Below are 25838 nucleotides of genomic sequence, written 5' to 3'. Positions count from 1 at the left end.
GGGTCAGCCGGGTCGGCCGTAGCTGTGGATCGGGCCGTCGTCGACCTTCTTCATCTTGATCGGTACGCCGGCCTGCGAGGCGTGGACCACCCAGCCGCCGCCGACGTACATGCCGACGTGGTGGATGTCGCTGTAGTAGAACACCAGGTCACCGGGGCGCAGGTCGGCCCGGCTGACGTTCTTGGTCACCCGGCTCTGCTGCGCGGCGTTGTGCGGCAGCGAGACCCCGGCCTTCGCCCACGCGGCGAGCATCAGACCCGAGCAGTCGTACGAGTCGGGGCCCTCGGCTCCCCAGACGTAGGGCTTGCCGATCTGGGCGCAGGCGAACTTGACCGCGATTCCCGCCCCGCCGCCCGGGTAGGTGGCCGGGCAGGGCGCCGGCCGCAGCGAGCCGCCGCCACCGTTGCCGTACACCTTGATCCGCAGCTTCTGCAGCCGGTCGATCTCGGCGTTGATCTGCTTCTTCTTCGCGGCGAGCTGGGCTTCGGTGCGGGTGAGCTGCGCGACCATCTCGTCCAGCGGCGCCTTCTGCCGGGCCAACTCGTCGCGCAGGTCGGCGACCTGGCGGACATCCTGCTGCTGGTTGTACGCGAAGCGGTCGAGCAGCTCCAACTGGCCGACCACCTCACCCGGGCTGTGGCTGCCGAGCACGGCGTTGATGGTGGAGACGTTCTCGCCCTTGTAGGCGCGGACGGCGAGAGCGCTCACCTTGTTCATGGCCTCGTCGACCTGGGTCTGGAGGGGCTTGATCCGGCCGGCCAGCGCGTCGGCCTGCTTGCGCTTGGCCGCCAACTCGATGCGGGTGGCGTTGTGCTTCTCGATGATGGGTTCGAGCTTGTTCCAGTCCTCGTCGATCTGGCGCTCGATCTCGGCCACCGACGGGTCGGCGTGGGCCGCGGTCGCGCCACCGGTCAGGACGACGGTGACGCCGATCAGGGCGGCGAGGGCGGTGGTGAAACGGGACCAGCGTGGGCGCGGCGCAGCCGTCGGGTGACCGGCTGTCGCCGGCCAGGCGGACGGACGCCGCGGGGCATGGTGGGCCACCGGGCTCCGGACTCCTTCTTCCCTGCCCGCCTACCGGGTTAGCTGACGGGTTCGGGCGGGAAGGTGGACGCCCTACCGCAGTGACTGCGGATTCACCCCAGACGAACCTGGGTCCCCGGCTCGCTCGGCGAGCGACTCGGCGGTGTCGGACCGTTACCGCCCGGGATGGACGGACCTGCTACCGGGCCGACGAATGACCAGAGTAGAGACGGTTGTTACCGATCCGCAACCCATGGGGCCGTGACACTCCGTGCCGATCGTCGAGGCGACGGGACCCCGACCCGGCAACGTGAAGGTTTTCTACCAAGAATGCCGATAGACGGAAGGCTATTGACGTACCGGTGGTGGCGGAGTGAAGGTGGGCCCACGTCACCCGTCCGACCCGGGGGGTCAGATGCCCGCTTCAGTCCTGACCAGAAGCAGAAACACCCTGCTCGCCGCCGCGCTGGTCGCCGCGACGACCGCGCCGATCGGCGGTGGCCCGGCCGCCGCCGCACCGACCGACGACCGCCAGCGGCAGTACGCCACCGCGGCGACCGAGTACGGCGTACCGGAGGAGATCCTGCTCGGTGTCTCCTACCTGGAGTCCCGCTGGGACACCCACGCCGGCACACCGAGTACGGGCGGCGGCTACGGTCCGTTGCACCTCACCGACGCCGCCTCCGTCGCGTCCCCACCCACCGCCGCCCACGTCGACCCGGACGAGGACCCGCGCGGTGACGACGCACGACCGCTGACCGTCCAGGCGCCCCAGGCCGGCGGCCCGACCCACGACGCCCCGGCGGCCGCCGCGCTGTCGACCCTGCGGGCCGCCGCCACGCTCACCGGCGCCACGCCCGAGCGCCTGCGCACCGACCCGGCGGCCAACATCCGCGGTGGCGCCGCGCTGCTCGCCGCGTACCAGAGGGAATTGGGTGGCCCGGTCGGCGCCGGCACCGACCCGGCGGCCTGGTACGCCGCGGTCGCCCGCTACTCCGGCGCGGACCGGGAGGACACCGCGGCCGCCTTCGCCGACGAGGTGTACGCGCAGATCCGGTCCGGCGCGAGCCGGCGCACCGACGACGGGCACCAGGTCACGCTCGCCCCGCGGGCCGTCGACCCGGACACCGGTGCCCTGCACCGGCTGGGTCTGCGCCCCGGCGACCGGCCCGACGGGCTGGAGTGCCCGGTCGGCCTGGGCTGCGAGTGGATCCCGGCGCCCTACGAGCAGTACGGCCCCGGCGCCGGCGACTACGGCAACCACGACCTGGGCAACCGGCCCGCGCAGCAGAAGATCGAGTACATCGTCATCCACGACACCGAGGGCTACTACGGCCCGAGCGTCGACCTGGTGAAGCGGGCCGACTACCTCGGCTGGCACTACACGCTGCGCTCCGTCGACGGGCACGTCGCGCAGCACGTGAAGACGAAGGACGTCGGCTGGCAGGCCGGCAACTGGTACGTCAACGCCAAGTCCGTCGGCATCGAACACGAAGGCTTCGCCGGGCACGGCACCTGGTACACCGAGGCGATGTACCGCACGTCGGCGAAGCTGGTGCGCTACCTGGCGCTGCGGCTCGGCATCCCGTTGGACCGGCAGCACATCATCGGGCACGACAACGTTCCCGGAACCGTCGCGTCCACCGTCGCCGGCATGCACTGGGACCCGGGCCCGTACTGGGACTGGTCGCACTACTTCGACCTGCTCCGGGCACCGTTCCGCGGCACCGGCACGGCACGGACCGGTCTGGTGACCATCGACCCGGACGTCGCCGCCAACCGGCCCGCCTTCGTCGGCTGCAACCAGCAGCCGCCCGGCGTGCCGACCCCGCCGCCGCCCGCGCAGCCGTGCCCGCTGCGCGGCTCCTCCGCGGTGATCCTGCACAGCGCGCCCAGCCACGACGCCCCACTCGTCAACGACCTCGGCACGCGGCCCGACGGCACGCCGAACACCATGTACATCTCCGACCACGGCGCCCGCGCCTCGGTTGGCCAGACGTACGCGGTGGCCGAGGTGCGCGGCGATTGGACGGCGATCTGGTATCTCGGCCAGAAGGCGTGGTTCCACAACCCAGCCTCGGCGCGCAGCGCCAAGTGGGCCACCGGCCTCGTGGTGACCCCGAAACCGGGGAAGGCCACCATCCCGGTCTACGGGCGGGCCTACCCGGAGCAGGCCGCCTACCCGGCCGGCGTCCCCTACCAGGCGATCTCGCCGCTGCAGTACACCCTGGCGGCCGGACAGCGGTACGCGCTCGGCGGGATCGTGCCGAGCGAGTACTACCGCGCGGTCACGTTCGACGGCTCGTCAGCGGGCGACTGGACCGTCATCCGAGGTGAGCTGCGTTACGCGCAGATCCAGTTCGGCCACCGCATCATGTACGTCAACCTGGACGACGTGCGGATCCTGCCGTCGCCGATCGGCGCGCCGAGGTAGCCGCCCGCGCTCGACGAGGAAGGCCCCCGGTCGCGTGGACCGGGGGCCTTCTCGTGGATCGTGAACGGGTCAGGTGACCCGGACGAAACCGGCGAGCGGCTGTGTGCTGATGCTCGACACCTGGACGGGCTTCCCGGTCCGTGGTGCGTGCACCATCAGGCCATTGCCGAGATAGAGGCCGACGTGATGCAGATCACTGCCGAAGAAGACGAGGTCACCCGGTCTCGCCTCGGAGCGGGAGACCTTCCGGCCTTCGTTCCACTGTGCGCCCGTGAAGTGGGTGAGCGAGATGCCCGCCGCCTTGTAGGCGTACTGGGTCAGGCCGGAGCAGTCGAACGAGTTCGGGCCGGTGGCGCCCCACACGTACGGGTCACCGACCTGGGCGCAGGCCGTGTTGATCGCCGTGCGCGCGGCACCGCTGACCACACCGTCGATCTTCGGGCAGCCCGCCGGCCGGATCGAGGTCACCGGCAGCATCTTGGTCAGCCGCTTGATCTCGGCGTCGATCTGCTTCTTCTTCGTCGCCAGATCGGCCTGCTGCTTCTCCTGGGTGGCGATCAGCGTGTCGAGCTTCTGCTTCTCGACGTCGTACTTCTCGCGAACCTTGAGCACACCCTCGACCTCCTTGCGCTCCTGCTTCGCGAGGCGGTCGAGGATGGTCAGCTGCTCGGTGAGCGTGTCCGGCTTGGCGCTGACCAGCAGCGCGCCGATGTCCTGCGAGGGGCCTTCGATGTAGTAGCGGGAGGCGAGATCGCCGACCCGCGCCACCGCCAGCTCGCTCTGCAGCGCCAGCGGCTCGATCTTCTTCTGGAGGGCCACCGACTTCTGGCGGTTGACCTTGAGCTGCGCCCGCACCTTGTTGTACTGCTCAATCGTGGGTTCGAGCTTCTCCCACTGCTTGTCGATCTGCGCGTCGATCTCGTCGACCGTGGGCTCCGCGTACGCCGGGGCAGACAGCATCCCGGCGCCGACCGCGACGGCGGCGACCAGAGTGAGCAGGCGGTGGGCGGCCCGGCGCAGGCCACCCGGACGAGCGGATCGTCCCGGTGCGTGACGATGGGGGGGCATGGTTGCCACCGGCACCGACTCCTTTGCAACCGACCGCCGGGCGCCTCGCAGAGGGGAAGCGGCGAGGCAGACGACCCACAGCGGTCGGTGCCCCACGATAGGGAAGCGCCGGAACGGAATCAAGGCGAGCGCGCGCGTCGTCACCGAGGCGCGACCGCTTGCGTACCAAGGGTGTCGATCGGTCAGCCGACGATTGCAGTCAATACGTCGTCGAGCGTGACGACACCGAGGGGACGTCGGCCGTCGCTGACGAGGACCATGTGCCGCCGCTCGCGCCGCATCGAGAGCAGCAGGTCGGCGAGCGTACGCTCCGGCGGGACGACCGCCAGCGGCCGGTAGACGTCGGCGGGCACCGGCGCCCGCCGGGCCGGCCCGGCGTACCCGAGCACGTCCTTGACGTGCACGAACCCGAGGACCCGGCGGGTGGCCCGCTGCACCACCGGGAAGCGCGACCGACCGGTGCGGGTCGACAGCACCTCCAGCGAGGCCGGTGAGACGTCCTCGGCCACCGTCACCACCGTCGACCAGGGTTGCAGGGCGTCAGCCGCGGTCCGGCTGTGCAGGGCGAGCGCGCCGGTGATGCGGGCGTGCTCCTCGGCGTCCAGCAGCCCCTCCGTACGCGCCTGCGCGACCAGCCCGGCCAACTCCTCCGCCGTGAAGACGGTCTTCACCGTCTCGGTCGCCTCGATCCGCCACAGCCGCAGCACGTGACGGGCGGCCCACTTCATCGCCAGCAGCAGCGGCTTCGTGGCCACGCAGAAGGCGAGCATCGCCGGCCCGAGCCACAGCGCGGCCGGCTCCGGGCCGGCGAGGGTGATGTTCTTCGGCACCATCTCGCCGACCACGGTGTGCAGGAAGACCACCATCCCGAGGGCGAGCACGAAGGCCACCGGGTGGACCGCGCGGTCCGGCAGGCCCACCGCGTGGAACGGCGACTCCAGCAGGTGGGCCAGCGCCGGTTCGGCGATCGCCCCCAACCCCAGCGAGCACACCGTGATGCCGAGCTGCGCCCCGGCGATCATCAGCGGGATCTGGTTCATCGCCGACAGCGCCCAGCGGGCCCGCTGCGAGGTGGCGGCGAGCGGTTCCAGCACCGTACGCCGGGACGCGATCAGCGCGAACTCGCTGCCCACGAAGAACGCGTTGCCGAGCAGCAGGAGCACGGTCAGCAGCAGCTCAGCCATCGTCGTCCGGCGCCTCGGGGCGTACCACCCGGACCTGCTCGATCCGGTGCCGCTCGACCTCGACCACGGTGAACTCCCAGCCACCGGCCGCCACCGTCTCGCCGGCAACCGGGATGTGCCCGAGCCGGGCCAGCAGGTAGCCGGCCAACGTCTCGTACGGGCCGTCGGGCAGCCGGAAGCCGGTCCGCTCGGCCAGCTCGTCGGAGCGCAGCACGCCGTCGACGAGGAGCGTCCGCTCGCCGCCCGGCACGGTCAGCTCGACCGGCCCCTCGTCCGTCACCGCGTCCGGGTCGAACTCGTCGGCGATCTCCCCGACCAGCTCCTCCACCAGGTCCTCGACGGTGACCACACCGTCGGTGCCGCCGTACTCGTCGACCACCACGGCCAGCTGGGCCCCGGCGGTCCGAAGGGCGGCGAGCACCCCGTCCAGGTCCAGGCTCTCCGGCACGTACACCGGCTCGCGGGCCACCGCGCCGACCGAGGTGACGGCCCGGCGGTCCGGTGGCACGCCGAGCGCGTCCGGCACCCCCGCCACCCCGGTCACCGCGTCCAGCGTCTCCTCGTAGACCGGGAACCGGGTCCGTCCGGTGTTCCGGGACAGCGCCAGCAGCTCCGCCACGCTCGCGGACACCGGCAGCGCCACCACGTCGACCCGCGGGGTCATCGCCTCCGCCGCCCGCTTGTCGCCGAACCGGATCGTCCGGCGCAGCAGCATCGCCGTGTCCGGCGGAAGCGCGCCCGCCCGCGCCGAGATGGCGGCGAGCAGGCCCAGCTCCTCCGGCGACCGGGCACTGGCCAGCTCCTCCTGCGGCTCCACGCCGAGCGCGCGGACGAGCCGGTTCGCCGACCCGTTGAGCGCCCGGATGAGCCAGCCGAACGCCCGGGAGAAGCCGCGCATGGGAGCGGCGGTGGCCAGCGCGGCCGGCATCGGCCGGGCCAGGGCGATGTTCTTCGGCACCAGCTCGCCCAACAGCATGGAGATCAGCGTGGCCAGGGCCAGGGCGAGGAACGGGGTGAACCGGTCGGTCGCGTCACCGGCCAGCGGGCGCAGGACCGGCGCGAACACCCGGGCCAGCGCCGGCTCGGCCAGGTAGCCGGTGAGCAGCGCGGTGATGGTGATGCCGAGCTGCGCCCCGGAGAGCTGGAACGAGAGCTCCCGCAACGCCCGACGGACGGTGCCCGCCCTCGTGTCCCCGCTCTCGGCCCGCCGGTCGATCTCGGCCCGGTCCACGGTGACCAGCGCGAACTCCGCCGCGACGAAGAACGCGTTGCCGGCGGTCAGCGCGGCGAAACCCACCAGGGGCAGCAGCGTGGTCAGGAGCAGGACATCGATGGTCGCTCACCTCGGGCGCGATTGTTCCACGGCGGCACCCCGCGTAGGGGTCCCGCGACGCCCGCTCCACCCGTTGCCGGCGGTCACGACGGACGGGCCGGTGGAGCCCCGCACCGCCGCGCTGGTGAGCCTGACCCGGGCCGTCAGCCTGGACCGAGGCGTCTTCCGCGAGCTGCCGAAGGACCGGGTCGAGCGCAGGCTCACGGAGATCTCCGAGGGCAGCTGGGCGTCCGAGGCGACGACCCGGGCGATCCGGGAGACCCAGGCGGCCCTGATCGCGGCCACCACCGCCGCGGCCACCGCGGCGATCGTGACCACCACCGTCTCCTGACGAGGACGCCGACGGCGGTGGCACCGGGTGCCACCGCCGTCGTGCGCCGAAACCTCGACGGTACGCGGGTCAGCCGGCGACCGGCTCCGCCTCCCTGTCGCCCGGCGCCTGCTGCTCCGGCCGGACCGAACGCAGCAGCACACTCGCCACGTCGATCACCTCGACCTGCTCGCCGGCGCCCTTGCCGTTCACCCCGTCGCTCAGCATCGTCGAGCAGAACGGGCAGCCCACCGCGACCGTCCTGGCGCCGGTGGCCATGGCCTCCTCGACGCGCTCCACGTTGATCCGCTTGCCGATCTTCTCCTCCATCCACATCCGGGCGCCGCCGGCGCCGCAGCAGAAGGAGCGCTCGCTGTTGCGCGGCATCTCGGTCAGCTCGCCGGCGATGGCGGTGCCGAGCACCTCGCGCGGCGGGGCGAAGACCCGGTTGTGGCGGCCCAGGTAGCACGGGTCGTGATAGGTGACACCGCCGTCGACCGGCTGCACCGGGGTGAGCTTGCCGGTGGCGACCAGGTGGGCCAGCAACTGGGTGTGGTGTACGACCTCGAACTCGCCGCCGAGCTGCCCGTACTCGTTGCCGAGGGTGTTGAAGCAGTGCGGGCAGGTGGCGACGATCTTGCGCTTGCTCTTCTCCCGACCCTCGAACGCCTCGTTCAGCGTCTCCACGTTCTGCTGGGCGAGCATCTGGAAGACGAACTCGTTGCCGATGCGGCGGGCCGGGTCACCCGAGCAGGTCTCCCCCTCGCCCAGGATCGCGAACGACACGCCCGCCTCGTGGAGCAGCGTGGCGACGGCGCGGGTGGTCTTCTTGGCCCGGTCCTCGAACGCCCCGGCGCAGCCGACCCAGAACAGGTACTCGAAGTCGTCGACCTCGCCGACCCGGGGCACCTCGAAGTCGAGGCCCTTGGTCCAGTCCTCGCGGGTGCTCTGCGGGGCGCCCCACGGGTTGCCCTTGTTCTCCAGGTTGCGCAGCATGACGCCGGCCTCGGACGGGAAGCTCGACTCGATCAGCACCTGGTAGCGGCGCATGTCGACGATGTGGTCCACGTGCTCGATGTCGACCGGGCACTGCTCGACGCAGGCGCCGCAGGTGGTGCAGGACCAGAGCACGTCCGGGTCGATGACGCCGCCGGACTCCGCGTCACCGACCAGCGGCTTGTCGGCCTCGGCCAGGGCGAGCACGTCGACGTGCGCGAGCTGCGCCGCCGTCGCCTTCTCCTCCCCGGTCAGGTCCTTGCCGCCGCCCGCCAGCAGGTAGGGCGCCTTCGCGTACGCGTGGTCGCGCAGGCTCAGCACGAGCAGCTTGGGCGACAGCGGCTTGCCGGTGTTCCAGGCCGGGCACTGCGACTGGCAGCGGCCGCACTCGGTGCAGGTGCTGAAGTCGAGCAAACCCTTCCAGGTGAACTGCTCCACCTGGGCCACACCGAACTGGTCCTTCTCGGGGTCGGCCTCCTCGAAGTCGAGGGGCTTGCCGTTGCTCGTCATCGGCCGCAGCGCGCCGAGGCCCGAGCCGGCGGGCTTGGCCGGCTCCCGCTTGAAGAAGATGTTGAAGAACGCCAGGAAGCGGTGCCAGGCGACGCCCATCGTGACGTTCAGCGAGATCACGATGAGCCAGGTCATCGAGATGACGATCTTGATCAGCGCGGCGACGCTGACCCCGGCCTCCCAGGCCGGGAGGGCGTTGCCGATCGCGTGGCTGACCGGGGTCGCCCAGACCGGGTACTCGAAGTGGTCGGTGGCGACCTTGAAGCCGCGGATGAGGAAGCCGAAGATCAGAACCAGCAGCACGACCCATTCGACGAAGTAGCCCTGCCACATCGTCGAGCCGGTGAACCGGGAACGGCCACCCGGCCGCGAGGGCCGGTTGCGGAGTCGGATGGCCATCAGCACGAGGATGCCGACCAGGCCGAGCACCCCGATGACCTCGGTGGCCAGGCCGAAGATCGTCCAGTGCCCGATGATCGGCAACCCGCCGCCGGTGCTGACCACCTCGAAGTACGCCTCGAGGACCAGCAGCGACAGCACGATGAAGGCCACCATCACGAACCAGTGGGCGGCACCCACCACGCTCCATTTGAGCATTCGCGTGTGGCCGGCCGTCTCGACCAGCATCGTCCTCGTCCGGGCACCCCGGTCGGCGAACCGCTCGGGCGCCGGTTGGCCGAGGCGGATGACGGCCACCATCTTCAGGACCGCGCGTACCGCCAGCCCCACCGCCGCAGCGGTGATGGCGGCCGCGAGGATCGTGGTGACGATCTGGACGCTGCCCATCGAGTTGGCCTCCCCGGTCTGCTGCCTGTCGAGCGGTTCGGCGACCGGAAGCCGGGTCAGGACGCGATCGGCGAGCCGCCACCGCACCCACGACCGGACCGGCCGATGACCTCGCTCCGCTCGGTCATGCAGTGCAGCCTACTGGCAAGGTTACCCAGCAGTAACGTGAGTCATCTCGCACCAGGCCGCGCCGCCCTGCGCACACCATAGGTGGCTTCGGCCGAAACTGCCCGGGCAGGGGCGGCGTCGGGTGACATGGACCGGTCCCACACCCGGCGACCGTGGCCGTCGGGTGTGGGACCGGGATCAACGCCAGCGGGAGAGCAGGATCAGGGAGGAGACCATCGCGCCGAAGCCCACGGCGAGGTTCCAGTAGCCCCACGACATGACCGGGTAGGCCTGCTCGGACAGGTAGTAGACCACCAGCCAGCCGATGCCGGCGACGATGAGCGCGACCGCCGTGACCGGCAACCACACCGGGCTAGGCTTGCGCGACGCCGCCGTCGTCGTCGGGCGTACGTCCGTCGGCGGGGTGTACACCTTCTTCTTGCGGACCTGAGACTTGGGCACGACGCTCTCCAGGAGGGGGTAACGACCTCGTCCGGCCTGACAACCGGGCGCGAGGGCGACGGTCCATGGCCAATAATGTTCGACAGCTAGCGTAGTCCGGAAGGCCGGCCCAAACCACGAATGGGGTCAGCCAGATGCGCGGAGTGACCGAAATGGGGGAGACTTTCGGATCACAAGCGCTGGATGCGGAACGACCGGAAGGAACCGCGGTGGAGTACACATCCGGCGCCGCCTCCTGGCAGAAGGTGCTGCGACGCGCCGTCGCCGGGCTGGTGCCCCGCCGCAAGGGGCTCCGGCGACCCGGCTGGTCGGTCGGCGTGCCGCTCATCGCCGCCGCGGCCGGCCTGCTCTTCACCACCACCGCCACCACGGCCGGTGGCACCGCCCTGCGCGAGGACCGGCGCCCGCAGCTGAACCAGCTGATCGAGGAACGCCGGGAGCAGGTGGCCGCGAGCGAGCAGCGGGCCGCGACGCTCCGCCACGACCTGGAGGAGCGGACCAGCACCCTCGCCGAGCAGGACGGGCCGATCCGGGCCCAGCAGGGTCGCGCCCTGGCCGTCCGGGAGGCGGCCGGCTTCACCAGGCTGACCGGCCCCGGTGTGACCGTCGAGCTGAACGACGCGCCCGGCCGCGGCGACGGGCGACTGCCCGAAGGGGTGAGCAATGACGACCTGGTCGTCCACCAGGGGGACGTCCAGGCGGTGGTCAACGCGCTGTGGGCCGGCGGCGCCGAGGCAATGTCAATCATGAACGTCCGCGTGCTCGCCACGAGCGCGGTACGCTGCGTCGGTAACACCCTGCTGCTGCACGGCCGGGTGTACTCCCCGCCTTTCAAGATCGTAGCAATCGGCGATCCTGCCGCCCTGCAGGCGGCCCTCGCCGCATCTGAGGGAGTCCGGTGGTTCAAGGACGCGGTCGATCACTACCAGCTCGGCTACCAGGAGCGGGTCTCCACGGTGACCGTGCCGGCGTTCGAGGACTCGACCGCCCTACGTTCCGCGAAGGTGCCTGAATGAGCGCGGACGACCAGCCCGACGGCCGACACCGGGATCGCAGCGACGACCGGACGAGCTTCCTACCGAAGGTCGACCGACCCGAGGCCGCGCCGACCCGCGAGTCGGCGCCGCACCGCCCCGAATCCGCACCACCCCGCGAGTCGGCGACACGCCGCCCCGAGGGCTCGTCCCCCCGCGAGTCGGCGCCGCACCGCCCCGAGTCGCCGGCGCAACGGCCCGGCCGCAACGCCTGGCCCGATCCGGTCCTGCCGCCCCGCTCGCCGGCTCCGGCCGCGCCGGCGGTGCCGACCACGCCGCCCCCGACCGGGTTTTCCACGTACGTCTCCGGCCCGACGATCCCGGCTCCCGCAACGCCGACGGCCGCTTCCTGGCCGCCCGCGGCTGAGCCGACCTCGGCCCGGTCGGTCCCCGGCCGGGCCGGCACGAACCCCGCGCCCGCTCAACCGGGCGGTCTTGCCGAACCGGCAGGGCCCGCGAACCACGGCCGGTTCCCCGACGAACCCAACCGACCGCAGGCCACCGACCCGAGTCGCACCGCGCCGTCCACGAGCGGGGCGGCGACGAGCGGCCCCGCCACCGGCGGGCCGTCCGCACGCGACATAGCGCCCGGCAGGCTGCCCGCGAGCGGTCCGGCCACCGGTCTGCCATCGGCCAACGGTCTGCCGTCGGCCAGCGGTCCGGTGAACGCGCCGCCCCCGCCGTGGCCCGGTCTGACTGGCGCCACGCCCACGACTCCGCCCACGCCGTCCACCCGGCCCGCCCCGCCCGCGCCGCCCGCGCACCCGGCCCCGCCTGTGCACCCGGCCCGCCCGGCCGACCCGCCGGCGCCGTCAGCACCGGCTGGCGACCCGCTGGCACGCCGCGTTCGGCCGGCGGCCCCCGGCGCCGCCGCTACCGGGGGCGCGACCGGCCTTCCCGGCCCAGACGGCGCCACCGGCGCGAACGGCGCAGGCGGCACAGGCGGCCTTCCCGGCTCAGGCGGCTCCAGCGGCACAGCCGGTGCGAGCGGCACAGGCGGATTCGGCGCCCCGCTGGGTCCCCACAGCAGCCCCAGTAGCACCAGTGGCGCCAGCGGTTTCGGGGCAGCGGGCGGCGCGGCGCGCGGCCCCGCGTCCGGCACCGACGGGCTTCGCCCGCGCACGGGCGACGCCACGCCCAAGCAGCCGACGGCCACGGACGGGCCCACCGCGCTCCTTCCATCGGTCGGCCCACGAGGTGACCGGCCTTCCTCCGTCGCTGGTGCCGGACCGACCGCACCGGTCTCCCCGGCCGCCGACCCGGCAGCCACCGCCCTGATCCCGAAGGTGCCCGCCAGCGCGCCGCAGCACCCGGCGATCGACACGACCACGCTGATGGGGGCGGTGCCCCTGGCGCCCGAGAGTGACGAGCCGGCCGCCGGCGACGCCACCGAGCCGCCCCGTCCCCGGCGGGGCGAACGGGTCGTTCAGCTGCGGCCCGAGCAGACCGGCGAGGGGTACAAGAGCGTCTACTCCGAACTGACCCGGCCCTCGCTCGCCTCCCGCCTGCGCACCGGCATCCGGGTCAGCGGCGAGGTGCTGATCACCTTCGGCCTGGTGGTGCTCCTGTTCGCCGGCTACGAGGTCTGGGGCAAGTCGGCGATCGTCGACGCCCACCAGAACGACCTGAGCCAGCAGTTGGCCCAGGCGTGGGGGCCTACCGGCGACCCGACCGTCTCCGCGCCGGCCGCCGCCACCCCGTCGGCCAAGCCGTCGCCGCCGGTGCACGGCAAGCCGATCGCCGGGCTCTACATTCCGAAGCTCGACAAGAACTGGGTGGTCGTCGAGGGGGTCACGCAGGCCGACATCCGGTACGCGCCGGGCCACTACCCGAAGAGCGCGCTGCCGGGCCAGGTGGGCAACTTCTCCGTCGCCGGGCACCGTAACCGGGCCACCTTCTGGCGGCTGGACGAGCTCAACGACGGCGATGTGATCGTGGTCGAGAGCAAGACCGACTGGTACGTCTACAAGGTGTCGCAGTCCCGGATCGTCAAGCCGACCCAGGTCGAGGTGGTGGCTCCGGTCCCGGGCAAGCCGGGTGAGAAGCCCACCAAGCGGATGCTGACCCTGACCACGTGCAACCCCAAGTTCGACAATTACCAGCGCCTGATCATCCACGCCGAGCTGGAGCGCAGCCAGCCGAAGTCGGACGGTCGACCGGCGGAGCTGGGAGGCTGACCTCCGGTGTACGCGTTCATCTGGCGCAAGCTCCCGTTCGGCCTGGCCGGCAAGTTGACCGGTTCGGTGCTGCTCGGCGCCGCCACGGTGGCCCTGCTCTGGTTCGTGGTCTTCCCGTGGGCGGAGCCGCTGCTGCCCTTCGACGACGTGCAGGTCAGCCAGGACGCCGACCTGACCGACCCGGCCGGTGACGTGGTGCCGGGCAACGAACCGGGTGACGCCCCACCCGGCGACGAGCACGACCTGCCGTACGACACGGAGCGGAACAACGCCCCGCCCCCCTCTCCGAGCCGGTGAAACCATGCGCGTCCTGGTGATCGACAACTACGACTCGTTCGTCTTCAACCTCGTGCAGTACCTCGGCCAGCTCGGGGTGGACTGCGACGTACGCCGCAACGACGAGATCGACCTCGACGAGGTGGGCCGGGTCGGCGCGGCCGGCATCCTGCTCTCGCCGGGGCCCGGCAGCCCCGACCGTGCGGGCATTTGCCTGGACGTCATCCGCCGGTACGCGGGCGAGCTGCCGATCTTCGGCGTGTGCCTGGGTCACCAGGCGATCGGTGAGGCGTTCGGCGCGACCGTGGCCCGCGCCCCGGAGCTGCTGCACGGCAAGACCTCGGAGGTCCGTCACCGGTCGGTCGGCGTCCTCGCCGGCCTGCCGGACCCGTTCACCGCCACCCGCTACCACTCGCTCGCCGTCCTGCCCGAGACGCTGCCGGACGAGCTCGAGGTCACCGGCTGGACCGGGTCGGGGGTGGTGATGGCGATGCGACACCGCACCCTCCCGATCGAGGGCGTGCAGTTCCACCCCGAGTCGGTGCTGACCGAGGGTGGGCATCTGATGCTCGCGAACTGGCTGGCCGCCTGCGGTCACCCGGAGGCGCTGGACCGGGCGCCGGCCCTGGCCGCCGAGGTCGACGCCCGCCGCCAAGCCGCCTTCGTCACCACCTGACCCCATCACCCTCCCGCGCTACCCCTGGCGCCACCCGTTCGGCGATCTTGCACTTTTTGCCCGGGAATAAGGGGAAATTCGCCCGCGCGCAGGGCGGAACTGCAAGATCGACGCGCCGGGGAGGGGCAGGCGCGGGGCGACGAAGGGTTGTTACTCCTCGCCCGGGAGCCAGATGGGGGGCGTGCCGGGGGGAAGCGGCAGGCCGCTGCCACCGCCACCACCGTTGCCGGGCGTGCTCGGCGTCGTGCTCGGCGTCGGCGGGGGCGTGCCGGTCGGCGGCGCCTCCGGCTCGGGGATGCCGATCTCGATCGTCACCTGCCGGCCCTCGGGCAGCTCGGTGCCGGACTTCGGGTTCTGCCGCTGGACCCGGCCGGCCTGAGCCGCGGGCACCTCGTCACCGTCGATCACCCGCACGGTGTAGCCGGCGTCCTCGAGCTCCTTGCGAGCCTGTTCCTCCGTCGAGCCCTCCACGTTGGGGACCTTGCCGACGTTGCCCTTCGAGATGGTCAGGGTCACCTCGGTGCCCTCGGCCACCTGCTTGCCGACGGCCGGGGACACCCCGATGACGGTCCCCTTCTCCTTCGGGCTGTCCTTCTCGATCGGCTTGGCGACCCGGAACCCCTGGCTCTCGAGGAGACTCTTCGCCGTCTCGAACGGGGAGCCGTCCACGTTGGGGATGGCCTTCACGTTGGGGCCACCGCAGACCTGGACGGTCACCGTCCGGGTCGGCTCCAACCGGGTGTTCGGTTGCGGGTCCTGCCCGACGACCTTGCCCTTCTCACAGGTGGCGTTGAGGACCTGGTCACCGGCGCGCGGGACCAGGTTGGCCCGCTCGATCTCCGCGAACGCCTCCTGCTGGGTCAGCCCCGTCACCGTCGGGACACTCACCTGCTTGTCGCCCTGTCGGCTCCACAACAGCGCCGCGACCAGCGCGATCACCGCCAGGACGCCGACCGCGGCGAACGTGGCGATCAACCAGGACGACGCCTTGCGGCGGCGCGGGTCGCCGACCCGAGCCGGGATCTGCCGGGTGGACGTTGCAGCCCCACCCCCGGCGGGGTAGCCGGCCGCGCCCGCGGCGGGAGCCATCGGCATGGTCTCCTGCTCGCGCATCACCGGAGTGGCCAGGACCGGCCGCCCGGCGGCGGCGCGGAGCAGGTCGGCCCGCATCTCGCCGGCGCTCTGGTAGCGGTTGAGCGGGTTCTTCGACAACGCCTTCAGCACGATGGCGTCGATCGCCGGCGTGACCTCGGGGTTGATGTCGCTGGGCGTCGGCGGCGCCTCGCGTACGTGCTGGTAGGCGACGCTGACCGGGCTGTCGCCGACGAACGGCGGGTGACCGCAGAGCAGCTCGAAGAGCACGCAGCCGGCGGCGTAGACGTCGGAGCGGGCGTCGACCGCCTCGCCCCGGGCCTGCTCGGGCGAGAGGTACTGAGCCGTGCCGATCACCGCGCTGGTCTGCGTCATGGTGGTGGCGCCGCTGGCCAGGGCCCGCGCGATGCCGAAGTCCATGACCTTGACCTGGCCGGTCTGGGTCAGCATCACGTTGCCGGGCTTGATGTCCCGGTGGATGATGCCGTGCCGGTGGCTGAACTCCAGGGCCGCGCACATGTCGGCGCAGATCTCCAGGGCACGCCGGGGCTGGAGGCGTCCCTCGGCCCCGAGCACCTCCTTGAGGGTCCGCCCGTTCACGAACTCCATGACGATGAACGGCAGCGTCTCACCGGTCGGCGCGGTCTCCTCGCCGGTGTCGTAGACGGCCACGATCGCCGGGTGGTTCAGCGACGCCGCATTCTGCGCCTCACGGCGGAACCGCATCTGGAAGGTCGCGTCGCGGGCCAGGTCCGTCCGGAGCATCTTGATCGCGACGTCCCGACCGAGCCGGAGGTCGCGACCGCGGTGCACCTCGGCCATGCCGCCGTAGCCGAGCAGCTCGCCGACCTGGTACCTGCCACCGAGCAGGCGGGCCTGCGCTGTCATCGCGTTTGTCGTCCTTCGCTCGTCGTCGTCTCGCCGCTGGCCGGTTGGAGCCGTTCCTCCCGACGGTACGACGTCTGGGTCAGATCGTCGCGTCCGTCGGGCCGCAGCGCGCCGGACGTCACGGTCCGCGGGGCGGTCGCTCCGGGTTGACCGGACGACTGCGCCTTCCGCAGGTTGTAGGAAATCACGCCGGAGCAGAGCAGTACCAGTACCGCCAACAGGATGGCCACGAGCACCATCCCGGGCCGGGACCGGCCGGGGGCCGCCGGCGGCGGGCCGGGCTGGGGAGCGTACGCCGGTGCCGGGTCGTGCCGGGTCGGAGCCGGCGGCACGGGCGCGGCGCCGCGCGGGTAGCTGGCCGGTGTTGCCGGCGGCCGGGGCTGGGCCACGGCCGGGGCGACCGCGGTCGGGCGGTGCGGTGGGGCCGGCGCCACCGGGGCGGGCCGGGCAGCGTTGGCGGGCGGGTGGTGCGGGGCGGCCCGCGGACGGGACTGCTGGGCGGGCGGCACCTGGGCGCGACCCGGGGCGGCCGGTGAGGCCGGCACGCCGGAGATCGGGCGGGTTTGCCCGCCGGCTCGCGCCTGCTGGGAGAGCGCCGCCTTCAGCTGACGGGCCACCCCGGCGAGCGCGGCCGCGCTCGGCCACCGGGCCGCCGGGTCCTTGGCCATGGCCCGCTCGACCACGGCCCGGACCTGCGGCGGGATGTCCGCCGGCAGCGGGCGGGGGGCCTCCTGGACGTGCCGCATCGCGATCTCGAGGGGATTGTCACCCTCGAAGGGGCGTCGGCCGGCGAGGCACTGGTACGCGACCACGCCCAGCGCGTAGACGTCGGAGGCGGGTGACGCGACGCTGCCCATGGCCTGCTCGGGCGAGATGTACGAGGCGGTGCCGAGCACCGACCCGGCGGCGGTGAGCTGGCCCACCAGGTCCGAGCGGGCGATGCCGAAGTCGGTCAGCACCAGCGTGCCGTTGGGTCGGACGAGCAGGTTGCCCGGCTTGACGTCCCGGTGCACGATGCCCTTCTCGTGGGCGGCGTGCAGGGCGTCGGCGGCCTGGGCGACCAGGGCCATCGTGCGGGCCGGGGTGAGCCGGCCGACCCGGCTGAGCGTCGCCGACAGCGCGTCGCCCTCGACGTACTCCATCACGAGGAAGGCGATCTGCTGGTCGTTGCCGAAGTCGTAGACGTCGACGACGCCCGGGTGGTTGATGGTGGCCATCGTCCGGGCCTCACCGCGGAATCGCTCGGCGAAGCCCGGCTCGTCCAGCAGTGCCGGGAGCAGGCTCTTGACCGCGACCGTCCGACCGAGCACCTGGTCGGTGCCGCGCCACACGTCGCCCATGCCGCCGCTGGCGATCCGCTCGTCGAGACGGTAGCGGTTGCCGAGCTGGACACCGGGGCTGAGCATGTCAGCGGCCTCCCGGGTCGGCGATGGCGGCCCGCATGATCTGGCCGGCGATGCGCGCGGCCTCGGCGCTGCCGCCCGGCCCGGCCTGCTCCAGCTCGACGCAGACCGCCGAGACGGCGTTGCCGTTCTTGTCGATGGCGAAGCCGATGAACCAGCCGTGATCGGGCCGGTCGGGCGCGGACTGGGCGGTGCCCGTCTTGCCACCGACCGTGTAGCCGCTGATCTTGGCCCGGGTGCCGGTGCCCTTCTCGACCACGCTGACCATCATGTCGCGCAGGTCGCTGGCGACCTGCCCGCTGATCGGCTTCCGCAGCTCGCGCGGGTTGGCCGTGTAGTAGCTCGTGGTGCGGTCCGGGGCGAGCAGCTGTCGGACCAGGTACGGGCGCATCTGGCTGCCACCGTTGGCCACCGAGGCGGCGATCAGCGCGCCCTCCAGCGGGGTCATCCGGACGTTGTTCTGGCCGATGGAGGACTGCGCCAAGGCGGCCTGGTCGGTGCTGCCGTCCGGGTTCTGCATGTCCCCGGTCCGGCTGGGCACGGTGCGCAGCCCGTCCTCGCCGAGCTGGCCGACCGTCAGGTCCTCCTGCTCGAAGCCGAACTGCCGGGCCTTCTCCTTGATCGCGTCGGCGCCGAGCCGGACGCCCAGCTGCGCGAAGCCGGTGTTGCAGGACTCGGTGACCGCCTCCATCAGGGTGACCTGGGACTCGGGGCAGATCGATGCCGCGGCGTTGCGGATCGGCGTGCCCGAGGTCGGCGGCGTGTAGCTGGAGCCGGCCGGAATCTCGGTGTTCTTGCCGATCCCGTTCTCCAAGGCGGCGGCGGCCACCACGATCTTGAACGTGGAGCCCGGCGGCAGCGTCTCGGAGAGCGCCCGGTTCTTCAGCGGGCCCTCCGGGTCCTGCTCCAGCCGGCTGTACGCCGCCGCGGCCTCCCGGGTGTCGTGGCTGGCCAGCGGGTTCGGGTCGAAGCTGGGCATGGAGATCAGCGCCTGCACGGCCCCGGTCCGGGGATCGATGGCGATCGCCGCGCCCCGCTTCGCGCCGACCTGGTTGTTGCGCAGCTGGTCGTACGCCACGTCCTGGGCGCGCTTGGAGAGGGTGAGCAGCACGTTGCCGCCACCGGTCTGGTCACCGGTGAACATGTCCTTGATCCGGTCGCCGAGCAGCTGGTCGCTCGTGCCGGCGAGGAAGTCGTTCTCGGCCCGCTCGATGCCGGTGTCGCCCAGGTTGACCGGCTTGTAGCCGAGCACGTGCGCGTACTTGGGCCCGCCCGGGTAGCTGCGCAGGAACTTCAGCTTGCCGTCGGTCTCCTTGCTGAGTGCGACGGCGGTGCCGCCGGCCTCGATGTTGCCGCGCTTGCGCTCGTACTCGGCGACCTGGACCCGACCGTTGTAGTCGCTGTTGCGGTATTCGTCCGCCTTGTAGGCCTGGATCCAGTTGAGGTTCGCGAAGAGCAGGCCGAACAGGACGATCACGACGACGCCGACGCGGCGCAGCGGTGCGTTCACGGCTTGATCACCTCCGTGGGGGCACCGTGCAACTGCTCCGGGGGCCCGCTCGCCGGCCGCGCGGCCTTGCCGCCGCCCCCGGCCACCGGCCGCCGCGCGGCGTCCGAGACCCGGAGCAGCACGGCGATGAGCAGCCAGTTCGCCATCAGCGACGAGCCGCCGGCGGAGAGGAACGGGGTGGTCTGCCCGGTCAGCGGAATGAGCTTGCTGATCCCGCCGACGATCACGAACACCTGGAGGCCGAGGGTGAAGGCGAGGCCGCCCGCGAGCAGCTTGCCGAACGAGTCCCGGACGGCCAACGCGGCGCGCAGGCCCCGCTCCACGATGAGCAGGTAGACCACCAGCAGCGCGGAGAGCCCGAAGAGGCCGATCTCCTCACCGATGCCGGCGAAGATGAAGTCGTTCTGCACCTCGGGCAGGATGTCCGGCTGGCCGCCGCCCGGCCCGGCGCCGAAGAGCCCGCCGGTGCCCAGCGCGAGCAGGCCCTGCACCAACTGGTAGCCCTTGTCGGTCGGGTCGGCGAACGGGTCCAACCAGATCTGTGCCCGCAGGTAGAAGTTGGCGAAGGGCCCGCCGACCATCTCGCCGAGGAAGTAGGCGAGGTAGGCGCCGCCGAAGAACAGCACGAGACCGATGAGCAGCCAACTGACCCGCTCGGTGGCGATGTAGAGCGTCACCACGAACATGCCGAAGTAGAGCAGCGACGTGCCCAGGTCCTTCTCGAAGATCAGGACCAGGAGGCTGATCAGCCACACCACGACGACCGGACCGAGGTCGCGCCCGCGGGGGAAGTCGATGCCGAGGAACCGCCGACTGGCCAGCGAGAGCACCTCGCGCTTGCGGACCAGGTAGTAGGCGAAGAAGACCAGCAGCGCCAGCTTGGCGAACTCGCCGGGCTGGATCGAGAACGTGTCGCCGAACTTGATCCACAGCTTGGCGCCGTTGATCTCCGAGAAGCGGCGAGGCAGCACCGCCGGGATCATCACCAGCACGATGCCGCCGAGGCCCAGCGTGTACGCGTACCGGGAGACCGAACGATGGTCCCGCATGATCGCGAGCAGGGCGGCAGCGAGGATCACCGAGACCAGCGTCCAGGCCAGCTGCCGCCCGCCGATGCCGGCGAAGATGGCCAGGTCCTCCCGGTCCACCGGCAGCGCCTCGCCCAGGTCGATCCGGCGCAGGAAGCCCACCCCGAGGCCGTTGAGCAGCGCCACCGCCGGCAGCAGGGCCGGGTCGGCGAACGGGGCGAGGAACCGGATGACCAGGTGGAGGCCGAGGAAGACCGCGCCGAGCGCGGCGGCGGGCAGCCAGAAGTCCGGGGTGACCGTGTCCAGCATGTTCGCCTCGACGGTCGCCCCGTACGCGGCCACCAGCACCATGGCGAGCAGCAGCAGCGACAGCTCCGCGTTACGCCGGGACCGGGCGAGGCGTACGCCGGACTGCTCGCCCGCGATGGCGGGCGAGGCTGCCGGTGTGGCCGCTGCGGTCACGAAAGGGTCCTCGGAGTCGGGCCGGCGCTCACTCGGGCGACCGGCAGCCGGCCGGGTCGAGCGCCGGCGGAGCCGAGTCGGAGGGCGGGGCGTCGGGCGTGGCGGTCGGCTCACCGACTGCCACGCTGCTGCTCGGGCTGGGGTTGGCGACCGGGGTGCGGCTGCCGGTGGCCGGAGCGCCGGCCGTGGGGGTGGCGTCCACCCCGGGCGACGTCGCGACACCGCTCGGCGTCGGCGTGGGTGTGCCCGTCTCCGTGCCCGGCGACAGGCTCGGCGGGCAGATCGGCTTCAGGTTGGGGTTGGTCGGGCTGTCGCTGGTCAGCTCGGCCAGCCGCCGCGCGGCGTCGGGCTCACTCTTGGCGGGGATCCCCTGCTTGACCTGCTCCTGAGCGGCCAGGGTCAGGTCGTCCAGATCGGCGGGGCTGCGGGAGTGGACGCTGGAGAGGTCCATGCCGGCGATCTGGCCCTGTATCCCCCGGAACACGGCCACCTGGCCGTCCTCCGTGGCACCGACGTAGTACTGCCGCTGGGTGTAGCTCCAGCCGCCGAAGAGTCCGCCGCCGAGGATCACCAACAGGGCCACCGCCATGGCCGCGGCTCGGACCGGCCGGTGGCGGCGCCGCTCCGGCTCGTCGTCCGCCGATGCGGCGGGCTCCTCCGGCGCGGGGGGTCGGGGCGCGGAGAGCGCGGAGGCCCGGGCCGCCGGGGTGGAGTCGTCGGCCGCGGTGGCCATGCCCCGGTCCCGGGCGGCGGCGCCGCCCACGATCGGGGACGCCTCGACGATGTCCTGGTCGGTGGCGTCGGCGATGATCACCGTGATGTTGTCCGGGCCGCCGCCGCGCAGCGCGAGCTGCACCAGCCGCTCGACGCACTGCTGCGGGTCGGCGTAATCCCGCATGGTCTCGGCGATGGTGTCCGCGCTGACCACGCCGGAGAGCCCGTCGCTGCAGATCAGGTAGCGGTCGCCGGGCAGGACCTGGCGGACGGAGTATTCCGGGTCGATGTCCCGGCCGTCGAGCGCTCGGGTGAGCAGCGACCGCTGCGGGTGGCTGCTCGCCTCCTCGGCGCTGATGCGGCCCTCGTCGACCAGCATCTGGACGTACGTGTCGTCCTTGGTGATCTGCGCGAACTCACCTCCGCGCAGCAGGTAGGCCCGCGAGTCACCGATGTGCACCATGCCGATCTTGCTGCCACTGAAGAGCGTGGCGGTCAGCGTCGTGCCCATGCCCTCGAGCTGAGGGTTGGCGTCCACGGTCTCGCGGAGTTGTTGGTTGGCGGTGCCCACGGCCGAACGCAGCGCGTCGACGAGGGCGTCACCGGGGACGTCCTCGTCGAGCGGTGCCATGGCACCGATGACGATGTTGCTGGCGACGTCACCGGCGGCCATGCCGCCCATGCCGTCGGCAACGGCGAGTAGCCGCGGTCCGGCGTAGACGGAGTCCTGGTTACCGTCTCGGATCAGACCGCGGTCGCTGTGGGCCGCGTAGCGCAGGGTCAGAGTCATGGCCGTAATTCGAGGGAAGTGCGGCCGATCCGGATCGGCACGCCGAGGGGAACGGGGGTCGGTCCGGTGACCTTAGCGCGATCCAGATAGGTGCCGTTAGTCGAACCGAGGTCCTCGACGAACCACTGCCCGTCGCGCGGCACGAGCCGGGCGTGTCGCGCGGAGGCATAGTCGTCGGTGATCACGAGGGTGGAGTCCTCCGCCCGACCGATGGTGATCTGCGCTTCACCGAGCGTGATGCGGGTGCCGGCCAGTTGACCGGCCGTCACCACCAACTGGTGCGCCGCCCTGCCCCGCTTCACCTTCGCCGGTTTCGCGGGTTGCCCCGTCGACGCGCCGACGGCCCGGGGCGCGGCGACCAGCCGGCCCGAGCGGGCACCCGCGAAGAGGTCCCGGCGAATGACGCCGACCACTGTGAACACGAAGATCCACAGCAGGATCAGGAACCCGAACCGGGCAACGGTGATGACGAGCTCCGGCAAGGCGGATCAGCCGTCCACGCGGAAGGTCAGGGTGGTGGTGCCGAGCTGGATCATGTCGCCGGGGTTGAGCGCGACGGCGGAGACCCGCTGGCCGTTGACCATGGTGCCGTTGGTCGAGCCGAGGTCGGTCAGCACGACCTGACCGCCGTCGAAGTCCAGCCGGGCGTGGCGCCGGGAGATCCCGACGTCCGGCAGGCGCAGGTTGGCCTGGTCGCCGCGGCCGATGACCGTCGAGCCCATCTGCAGCGGGTAGGTGCGCCCGTCGCCGGAGACCAGCCGCACGTTGCGCCCGCCGCCGTGGCCGGGCGGGGGGCCGTAGCCGCCGCCCTGGTCGTACGCCGGGTAGGCGGGCGGGCCGGCGTCGTAGCCGGGGCCGGGCGCGGGGGCGACCTCGCCACCGGTGTAGACCTCGGCGGTGACCCGGAACATGCCGGTGTCCAGCCCCTCGCCGCGCTCGATCTCGACGATCACGTCGCCGTAGACCGTCCACGCCTGCTCGCCGATGAACTCCGCCTGCGACTGGGCCAGCTCCTGGGCCAGCGCGGCGGCGTACGGCGCCAGACGACTGTGGTCGTAGGGCGAGAGATCGATCACGTAGCGGTTGGGCACCAACGTGCGCCCACCGGCCAGGATGGCCTTGTGCGCCTCGGCCTCCCGCTGCATGGCGTTGAGGATCTCCACGGGGTGGACCACCCCTTTGAAGACCTTGGCGAAGGCCCCTTCGACCAGGCCTTCCAGACGCTTCTCGAAGCGTTGCAGCACGCTCACCGGCTCCTCCTCGGGTCCCGAGGACATGATGGTATCCGGCCGGCGCGCGCGCAGCTCACACGCCGCTCGGCCGCCTGCTCACGGCCCGTTCGGACGGGCCGCTTCTGTCGTGCTACTCTTTCGTCCGCCGCGAACGGTACTCGTTCGAGGCGATGACCGGGACAGCGTAATATGTTCCGGGCCCCGCCGGAGACGGCGAGGCCGGGGCGGATTACAGTGATCCGGTCGTGCCACGGGGAAGTGGCGGAATGGCAGACGCGCACGGTTCAGGTCCGTGTGCCCGAAAGGGCGTGGGGGTTCAACTCCCCCCTTCCCCACCAGAGTGAAGGGCTCCGCACATTGATGCGGGGCCCTTCCCGCATATTGGGGCATGTCGGGCGTCACGCTATGCTCCGATTCGTCTTCTGCCTCCGAGGAACCAGGAGTGGCGTGTGAGTGTCGCGTTGGTGACCGGGTCGGGCGGTCTGATCGGCTCCGAGGCGGCACGGCACTTCGCCGCCCTCGGTCTCGACGTGGTCGGCATCGACAACGACATGCGGCGGTACTTCTTCGGCGCGGACGGCTCCACTGCCTGGAGCCTGGAGCGGCTCGGCGCCGACCTCGGCGGGTCGTACACCCACTACTCGGTGGACATCCGGGACCGCGACGGCCTGGAGCAGATCTTCAAGAAGTACGGGGCCGACATCGCGGTGGTGATCCACAGCGCCGCCCAGCCGAGCCACGACTGGGCCGCCAAGGAGCCCTACACCGACTTCGACGTCAACGCCGGCGGCACGCTCAACATGCTGGAGAACACCCGCCGGCACGCCATCGACGCGCCCTTCATCCACTGCTCGACCAACAAGGTCTACGGGGACCGGCCGAACAGCCTGCCCCTCGTCGAGCTGGAGACCCGCTACGAGCTGCCCGAGGACCACCCGTTCCACGCGGGCATCACCGAGGAGATGTCGATCGACGAGTCGCTGCACTCGGTCTTCGGCGCCTCCAAGGTCGCGGCCGACGTGATGGTCCAGGAGTACGGCCGCTACTTCGACATGAAGACCGCCTGCTTCCGGGGCGGCACGCTGACCGGGCCGGCCCACTCGGCGGCCGAGCTGCACGGCTTCCTGGCCTACCTGATGCGCTGCGTGATGGAGGGCCGGACATACAACCTGTTCGGCTACAAGGGCAAGATGGTGCGCGACGCCATCCACTCCCACGACGTGCTGACCGCCTTCGAGGCGTTCTTCCGGGAGCCCCGGTCGGCGCAGGTCTACAACCTCGGCGGTGGCCGGCACTCGAACACCTCGCACATCGAGGCGTTCCGGATCGCCGAGCAGATCACCGGCCGCGAGGCCCAGATCAACTACGTCGACAAGGCGCGCACCGGCGACCACCAGTGGTACGTCAGCAGCATGGCCCGGTTCGAGGAGCACTACCCGAACTGGAAGATCACCTACGACGTGCCGATGATCCTGCGGGAGATCTACGAGGCCAACGTCGACAAGTGGGTGCCGACGGCATGAGCGGACACGGCAAGCGCAACGTCCTCGGCGTCCTGGTCGACGCCACCGACTACGCGGCCGCGACCGAGCAGGTGGTGACCGCCGCCCGTGAGCGCCGCCCGCTGGCGCTGACCGCGCTGGCCGTGCACGGGGTGATGACCGGTGTGCTCGACCCGGCCCACAACGCCCGACTCAACTCGTTCGACGTGGTCACCCCGGACGGGCAGCCGGTGCGCTGGGCGCTCAACCTGCTGCACCACGCCGGCCTGACCGACCGGGTCTACGGCCCGACCCTGACCCTGCACGTGCTGTCCCGCTTCGCCGACGAGGGCCTCCCGGTCTACCTCTACGGCTCGACCGAGGAGACCCTCGGACGGCTGATCCCGGCCCTGGAGCGGATGTTCCCGGCCCTGAAGATCGCTGGCGTGGAGCCGTCCAAGTTCCGTGCCGCCCAGCCGGGCGAAGACGCCGAGATCGCCGACCGGATCCGGGCCAGTGGGGCCCGGCTCGTCCTGGTCGGGCTCGGCTGCCCCCGCCAGGAGGTCTTCGCGTACGCCATGCGGCCCCTGCTGGACATGCCGCTGATGGCGGTCGGGGCGGCGTTCGACTACCACGCGGGGCTGCTGCACCAGCCTCCGTCGTGGATGCAGCGGGCGGGCCTGGAGTGGCTCTGGCGGCTCGGTCTGGAGCCGAAGCGGCTCTGGCGCCGGTACATCATCCTCAACCCGGCCTACCTGAGCCGACTCGCCGCCCAGAAGCTCGGCCTGTGGAAGGCCACCCCGCCGGCGCCGGCCACCGAGCGTCCCACCGGCTTCGCCGTCTGACCACGCTCCCGGCGGG

At 71.9% G+C, this 25838-nt stretch carries 21 protein-coding genes, 1 tRNA gene and 1 riboswitch; of the genes, 9 read left to right on the top strand and 13 right to left on the bottom strand.

Going from position 1 to position 25838, the window contains the following annotated elements; all coding sequences use genetic code 11:
* Window positions 1-3: 3 nt before the first annotated feature.
* Entirely contained in the window at window positions 4-1044 is a 1041-nt protein-coding gene (locus tag ACIBTV_RS17685) for an NlpC/P60 family protein (RefSeq protein ID WP_396706054.1), read from the bottom strand.
* Between the two features lie 12 nt (window positions 1045-1056).
* A riboswitch (cyclic di-AMP (ydaO/yuaA leader) is annotated at window positions 1057-1196 on the bottom strand.
* A gap of 242 nt (window positions 1197-1438) precedes the next feature.
* Here ACIBTV_RS17685 and ACIBTV_RS17680 point away from each other — a divergent pair.
* Window positions 1439-3457 (top strand): N-acetylmuramoyl-L-alanine amidase, encoded by a 2019-nt coding sequence (locus ACIBTV_RS17680; RefSeq protein ID WP_396706052.1) that lies wholly within the window; start codon window positions 1439-1441, stop codon window positions 3455-3457.
* A gap of 69 nt (window positions 3458-3526) precedes the next feature.
* Here the strand turns inward: ACIBTV_RS17680 and ACIBTV_RS17675 are convergent, their stop codons facing one another.
* The 3 genes from ACIBTV_RS17675 to ACIBTV_RS17665 all read right to left on the bottom strand — a co-directional run bounded on the left by ACIBTV_RS17675 (window position 3527) and on the right by ACIBTV_RS17665 (window position 7015).
* On the bottom strand, window positions 3527-4540 hold the full coding sequence (locus ACIBTV_RS17675) for an NlpC/P60 family protein (protein ID WP_396706050.1): 1014 nt from the start codon (window positions 4538-4540) through the stop codon (window positions 3527-3529).
* A 167-nt stretch (window positions 4541-4707) separates the two neighbouring features.
* Window positions 4708-5709, bottom strand: coding sequence for a hemolysin family protein (locus tag ACIBTV_RS17670; protein WP_396706048.1), 1002 nt, complete (start codon window positions 5707-5709; stop codon window positions 4708-4710).
* Window positions 5702-7015, bottom strand: a complete 1314-nt coding sequence (locus tag ACIBTV_RS17665; protein WP_396706148.1) for a hemolysin family protein — start codon at window positions 7013-7015, stop codon at window positions 5702-5704. The genes ACIBTV_RS17670 and ACIBTV_RS17665 overlap by 8 nt, the downstream gene beginning before the upstream one ends.
* A 25-nt stretch (window positions 7016-7040) precedes the next feature.
* On the opposite strand from ACIBTV_RS17665, the gene ACIBTV_RS17660 reads away from it, so the two are divergent.
* Complete coding sequence (locus tag ACIBTV_RS17660; protein WP_396706046.1) at window positions 7041-7373, top strand: GPP34 family phosphoprotein; 333 nt, start codon at window positions 7041-7043, stop codon at window positions 7371-7373.
* A 69-nt stretch (window positions 7374-7442) separates the two neighbouring features.
* Here ACIBTV_RS17660 and ACIBTV_RS17655 read toward each other — a convergent pair whose 3' ends face one another.
* Both ACIBTV_RS17655 and ACIBTV_RS17650 read right to left on the bottom strand, forming a co-directional pair.
* The gene (locus tag ACIBTV_RS17655) at window positions 7443-9644 is read right to left on the bottom strand and encodes a (Fe-S)-binding protein (protein WP_396706044.1); all 2202 of its coding nucleotides are present in this window, start codon (window positions 9642-9644) and stop codon (window positions 7443-7445) included.
* Between the two features lie 306 nt (window positions 9645-9950).
* Entirely contained in the window at window positions 9951-10214 is a 264-nt protein-coding gene (locus ACIBTV_RS17650) for a cell division protein CrgA (protein ID WP_091593679.1), read from the bottom strand.
* Window positions 10215-10423: 209 nt separating this feature from the next.
* Here ACIBTV_RS17650 and ACIBTV_RS17645 point away from each other — a divergent pair, with 209 nt between their 5' ends.
* From ACIBTV_RS17645 to ACIBTV_RS17630, 4 genes are all read left to right on the top strand, one after another.
* Window positions 10424-11230 carry a DUF881 domain-containing protein gene (locus ACIBTV_RS17645; protein WP_396706042.1) on the top strand — a complete coding sequence of 269 codons (807 nt, stop codon included), beginning with the start codon at window positions 10424-10426 and terminating at the stop codon, window positions 11228-11230.
* A gap of 1304 nt (window positions 11231-12534) precedes the next feature.
* Window positions 12535-13425, top strand: a complete 891-nt coding sequence (locus ACIBTV_RS17640; protein WP_396706040.1) for a class E sortase — start codon at window positions 12535-12537, stop codon at window positions 13423-13425.
* A 6-nt stretch (window positions 13426-13431) separates the two neighbouring features.
* On the top strand, window positions 13432-13722 hold the full coding sequence (locus tag ACIBTV_RS17635; protein WP_396706038.1) for a hypothetical protein: 291 nt from the start codon (window positions 13432-13434) through the stop codon (window positions 13720-13722).
* Between the two features lie 4 nt (window positions 13723-13726).
* Window positions 13727-14377: an aminodeoxychorismate/anthranilate synthase component II gene (locus ACIBTV_RS17630; protein ID WP_396706036.1), complete on the top strand. Its 651-nt coding sequence runs from the start codon at window positions 13727-13729 to the stop codon at window positions 14375-14377.
* 150 nt (window positions 14378-14527) lie between these two features.
* Here ACIBTV_RS17630 and pknB read toward each other — a convergent pair whose 3' ends face one another.
* Genes pknB through ACIBTV_RS17595 form a run of 7 tightly spaced genes read right to left on the bottom strand, consistent with a single transcriptional unit; the run spans window position 14528 to window position 23541 of the window.
* Window positions 14528-16357 (bottom strand): Stk1 family PASTA domain-containing Ser/Thr kinase, encoded by a 1830-nt coding sequence (gene pknB, locus ACIBTV_RS17625; RefSeq protein WP_396706035.1) that lies wholly within the window; start codon window positions 16355-16357, stop codon window positions 14528-14530.
* Window positions 16354-17763 (bottom strand): protein kinase, encoded by a 1410-nt coding sequence (locus tag ACIBTV_RS17620; RefSeq protein ID WP_396706033.1) that lies wholly within the window; start codon window positions 17761-17763, stop codon window positions 16354-16356. Before ACIBTV_RS17620 ends, pknB begins: the two co-directional genes overlap by 4 nt.
* Before the next feature lies 1 nt (window position 17764).
* Window positions 17765-19270 carry a peptidoglycan D,D-transpeptidase FtsI family protein gene (locus tag ACIBTV_RS17615; RefSeq protein ID WP_396706032.1) on the bottom strand — a complete coding sequence of 502 codons (1506 nt, stop codon included), beginning with the start codon at window positions 19268-19270 and terminating at the stop codon, window positions 17765-17767.
* The gene (locus ACIBTV_RS17610; RefSeq protein ID WP_396706030.1) at window positions 19267-20760 is read right to left on the bottom strand and encodes an FtsW/RodA/SpoVE family cell cycle protein; all 1494 of its coding nucleotides are present in this window, start codon (window positions 20758-20760) and stop codon (window positions 19267-19269) included. Before ACIBTV_RS17610 ends, ACIBTV_RS17615 begins: the two co-directional genes overlap by 4 nt.
* Before the next feature lie 28 nt (window positions 20761-20788).
* Window positions 20789-22264, bottom strand: a complete 1476-nt coding sequence (locus tag ACIBTV_RS17605) for a protein phosphatase 2C domain-containing protein (RefSeq protein WP_396706028.1) — start codon at window positions 22262-22264, stop codon at window positions 20789-20791.
* Window positions 22261-22746: an FHA domain-containing protein gene (locus tag ACIBTV_RS17600; RefSeq protein WP_088996760.1), complete on the bottom strand. Its 486-nt coding sequence runs from the start codon at window positions 22744-22746 to the stop codon at window positions 22261-22263. The genes ACIBTV_RS17605 and ACIBTV_RS17600 overlap by 4 nt, the downstream gene beginning before the upstream one ends.
* A gap of 6 nt (window positions 22747-22752) precedes the next feature.
* The gene (locus ACIBTV_RS17595; RefSeq protein WP_091593696.1) at window positions 22753-23541 is read right to left on the bottom strand and encodes a DUF3662 and FHA domain-containing protein; all 789 of its coding nucleotides are present in this window, start codon (window positions 23539-23541) and stop codon (window positions 22753-22755) included.
* 207 nt (window positions 23542-23748) lie between these two features.
* Between ACIBTV_RS17595 and ACIBTV_RS17590 the strand changes: the two genes are divergently transcribed.
* From ACIBTV_RS17590 to ACIBTV_RS17580, 3 genes are all read left to right on the top strand, one after another.
* Window positions 23749-23834: transfer RNA gene (locus ACIBTV_RS17590), tRNA-Leu, on the top strand.
* Between the two features lie 111 nt (window positions 23835-23945).
* Complete coding sequence (locus ACIBTV_RS17585) at window positions 23946-25019, top strand: NAD-dependent epimerase/dehydratase family protein (RefSeq protein ID WP_396706026.1); 1074 nt, start codon at window positions 23946-23948, stop codon at window positions 25017-25019.
* The gene (locus ACIBTV_RS17580) at window positions 25016-25822 is read left to right on the top strand and encodes a WecB/TagA/CpsF family glycosyltransferase (protein ID WP_396706024.1); all 807 of its coding nucleotides are present in this window, start codon (window positions 25016-25018) and stop codon (window positions 25820-25822) included. Before ACIBTV_RS17585 ends, ACIBTV_RS17580 begins: the two co-directional genes overlap by 4 nt.
* Window positions 25823-25838 lie beyond the last annotated feature (16 nt).

Origin of the sequence: Micromonospora sp. NPDC049366 (assembly GCF_044466625.1) — a bacterium.
Lineage (GTDB): Bacteria > Actinomycetota > Actinomycetes > Mycobacteriales > Micromonosporaceae > Micromonospora.
This window is presented reverse-complemented; position numbering and strand designations above follow the sequence as displayed.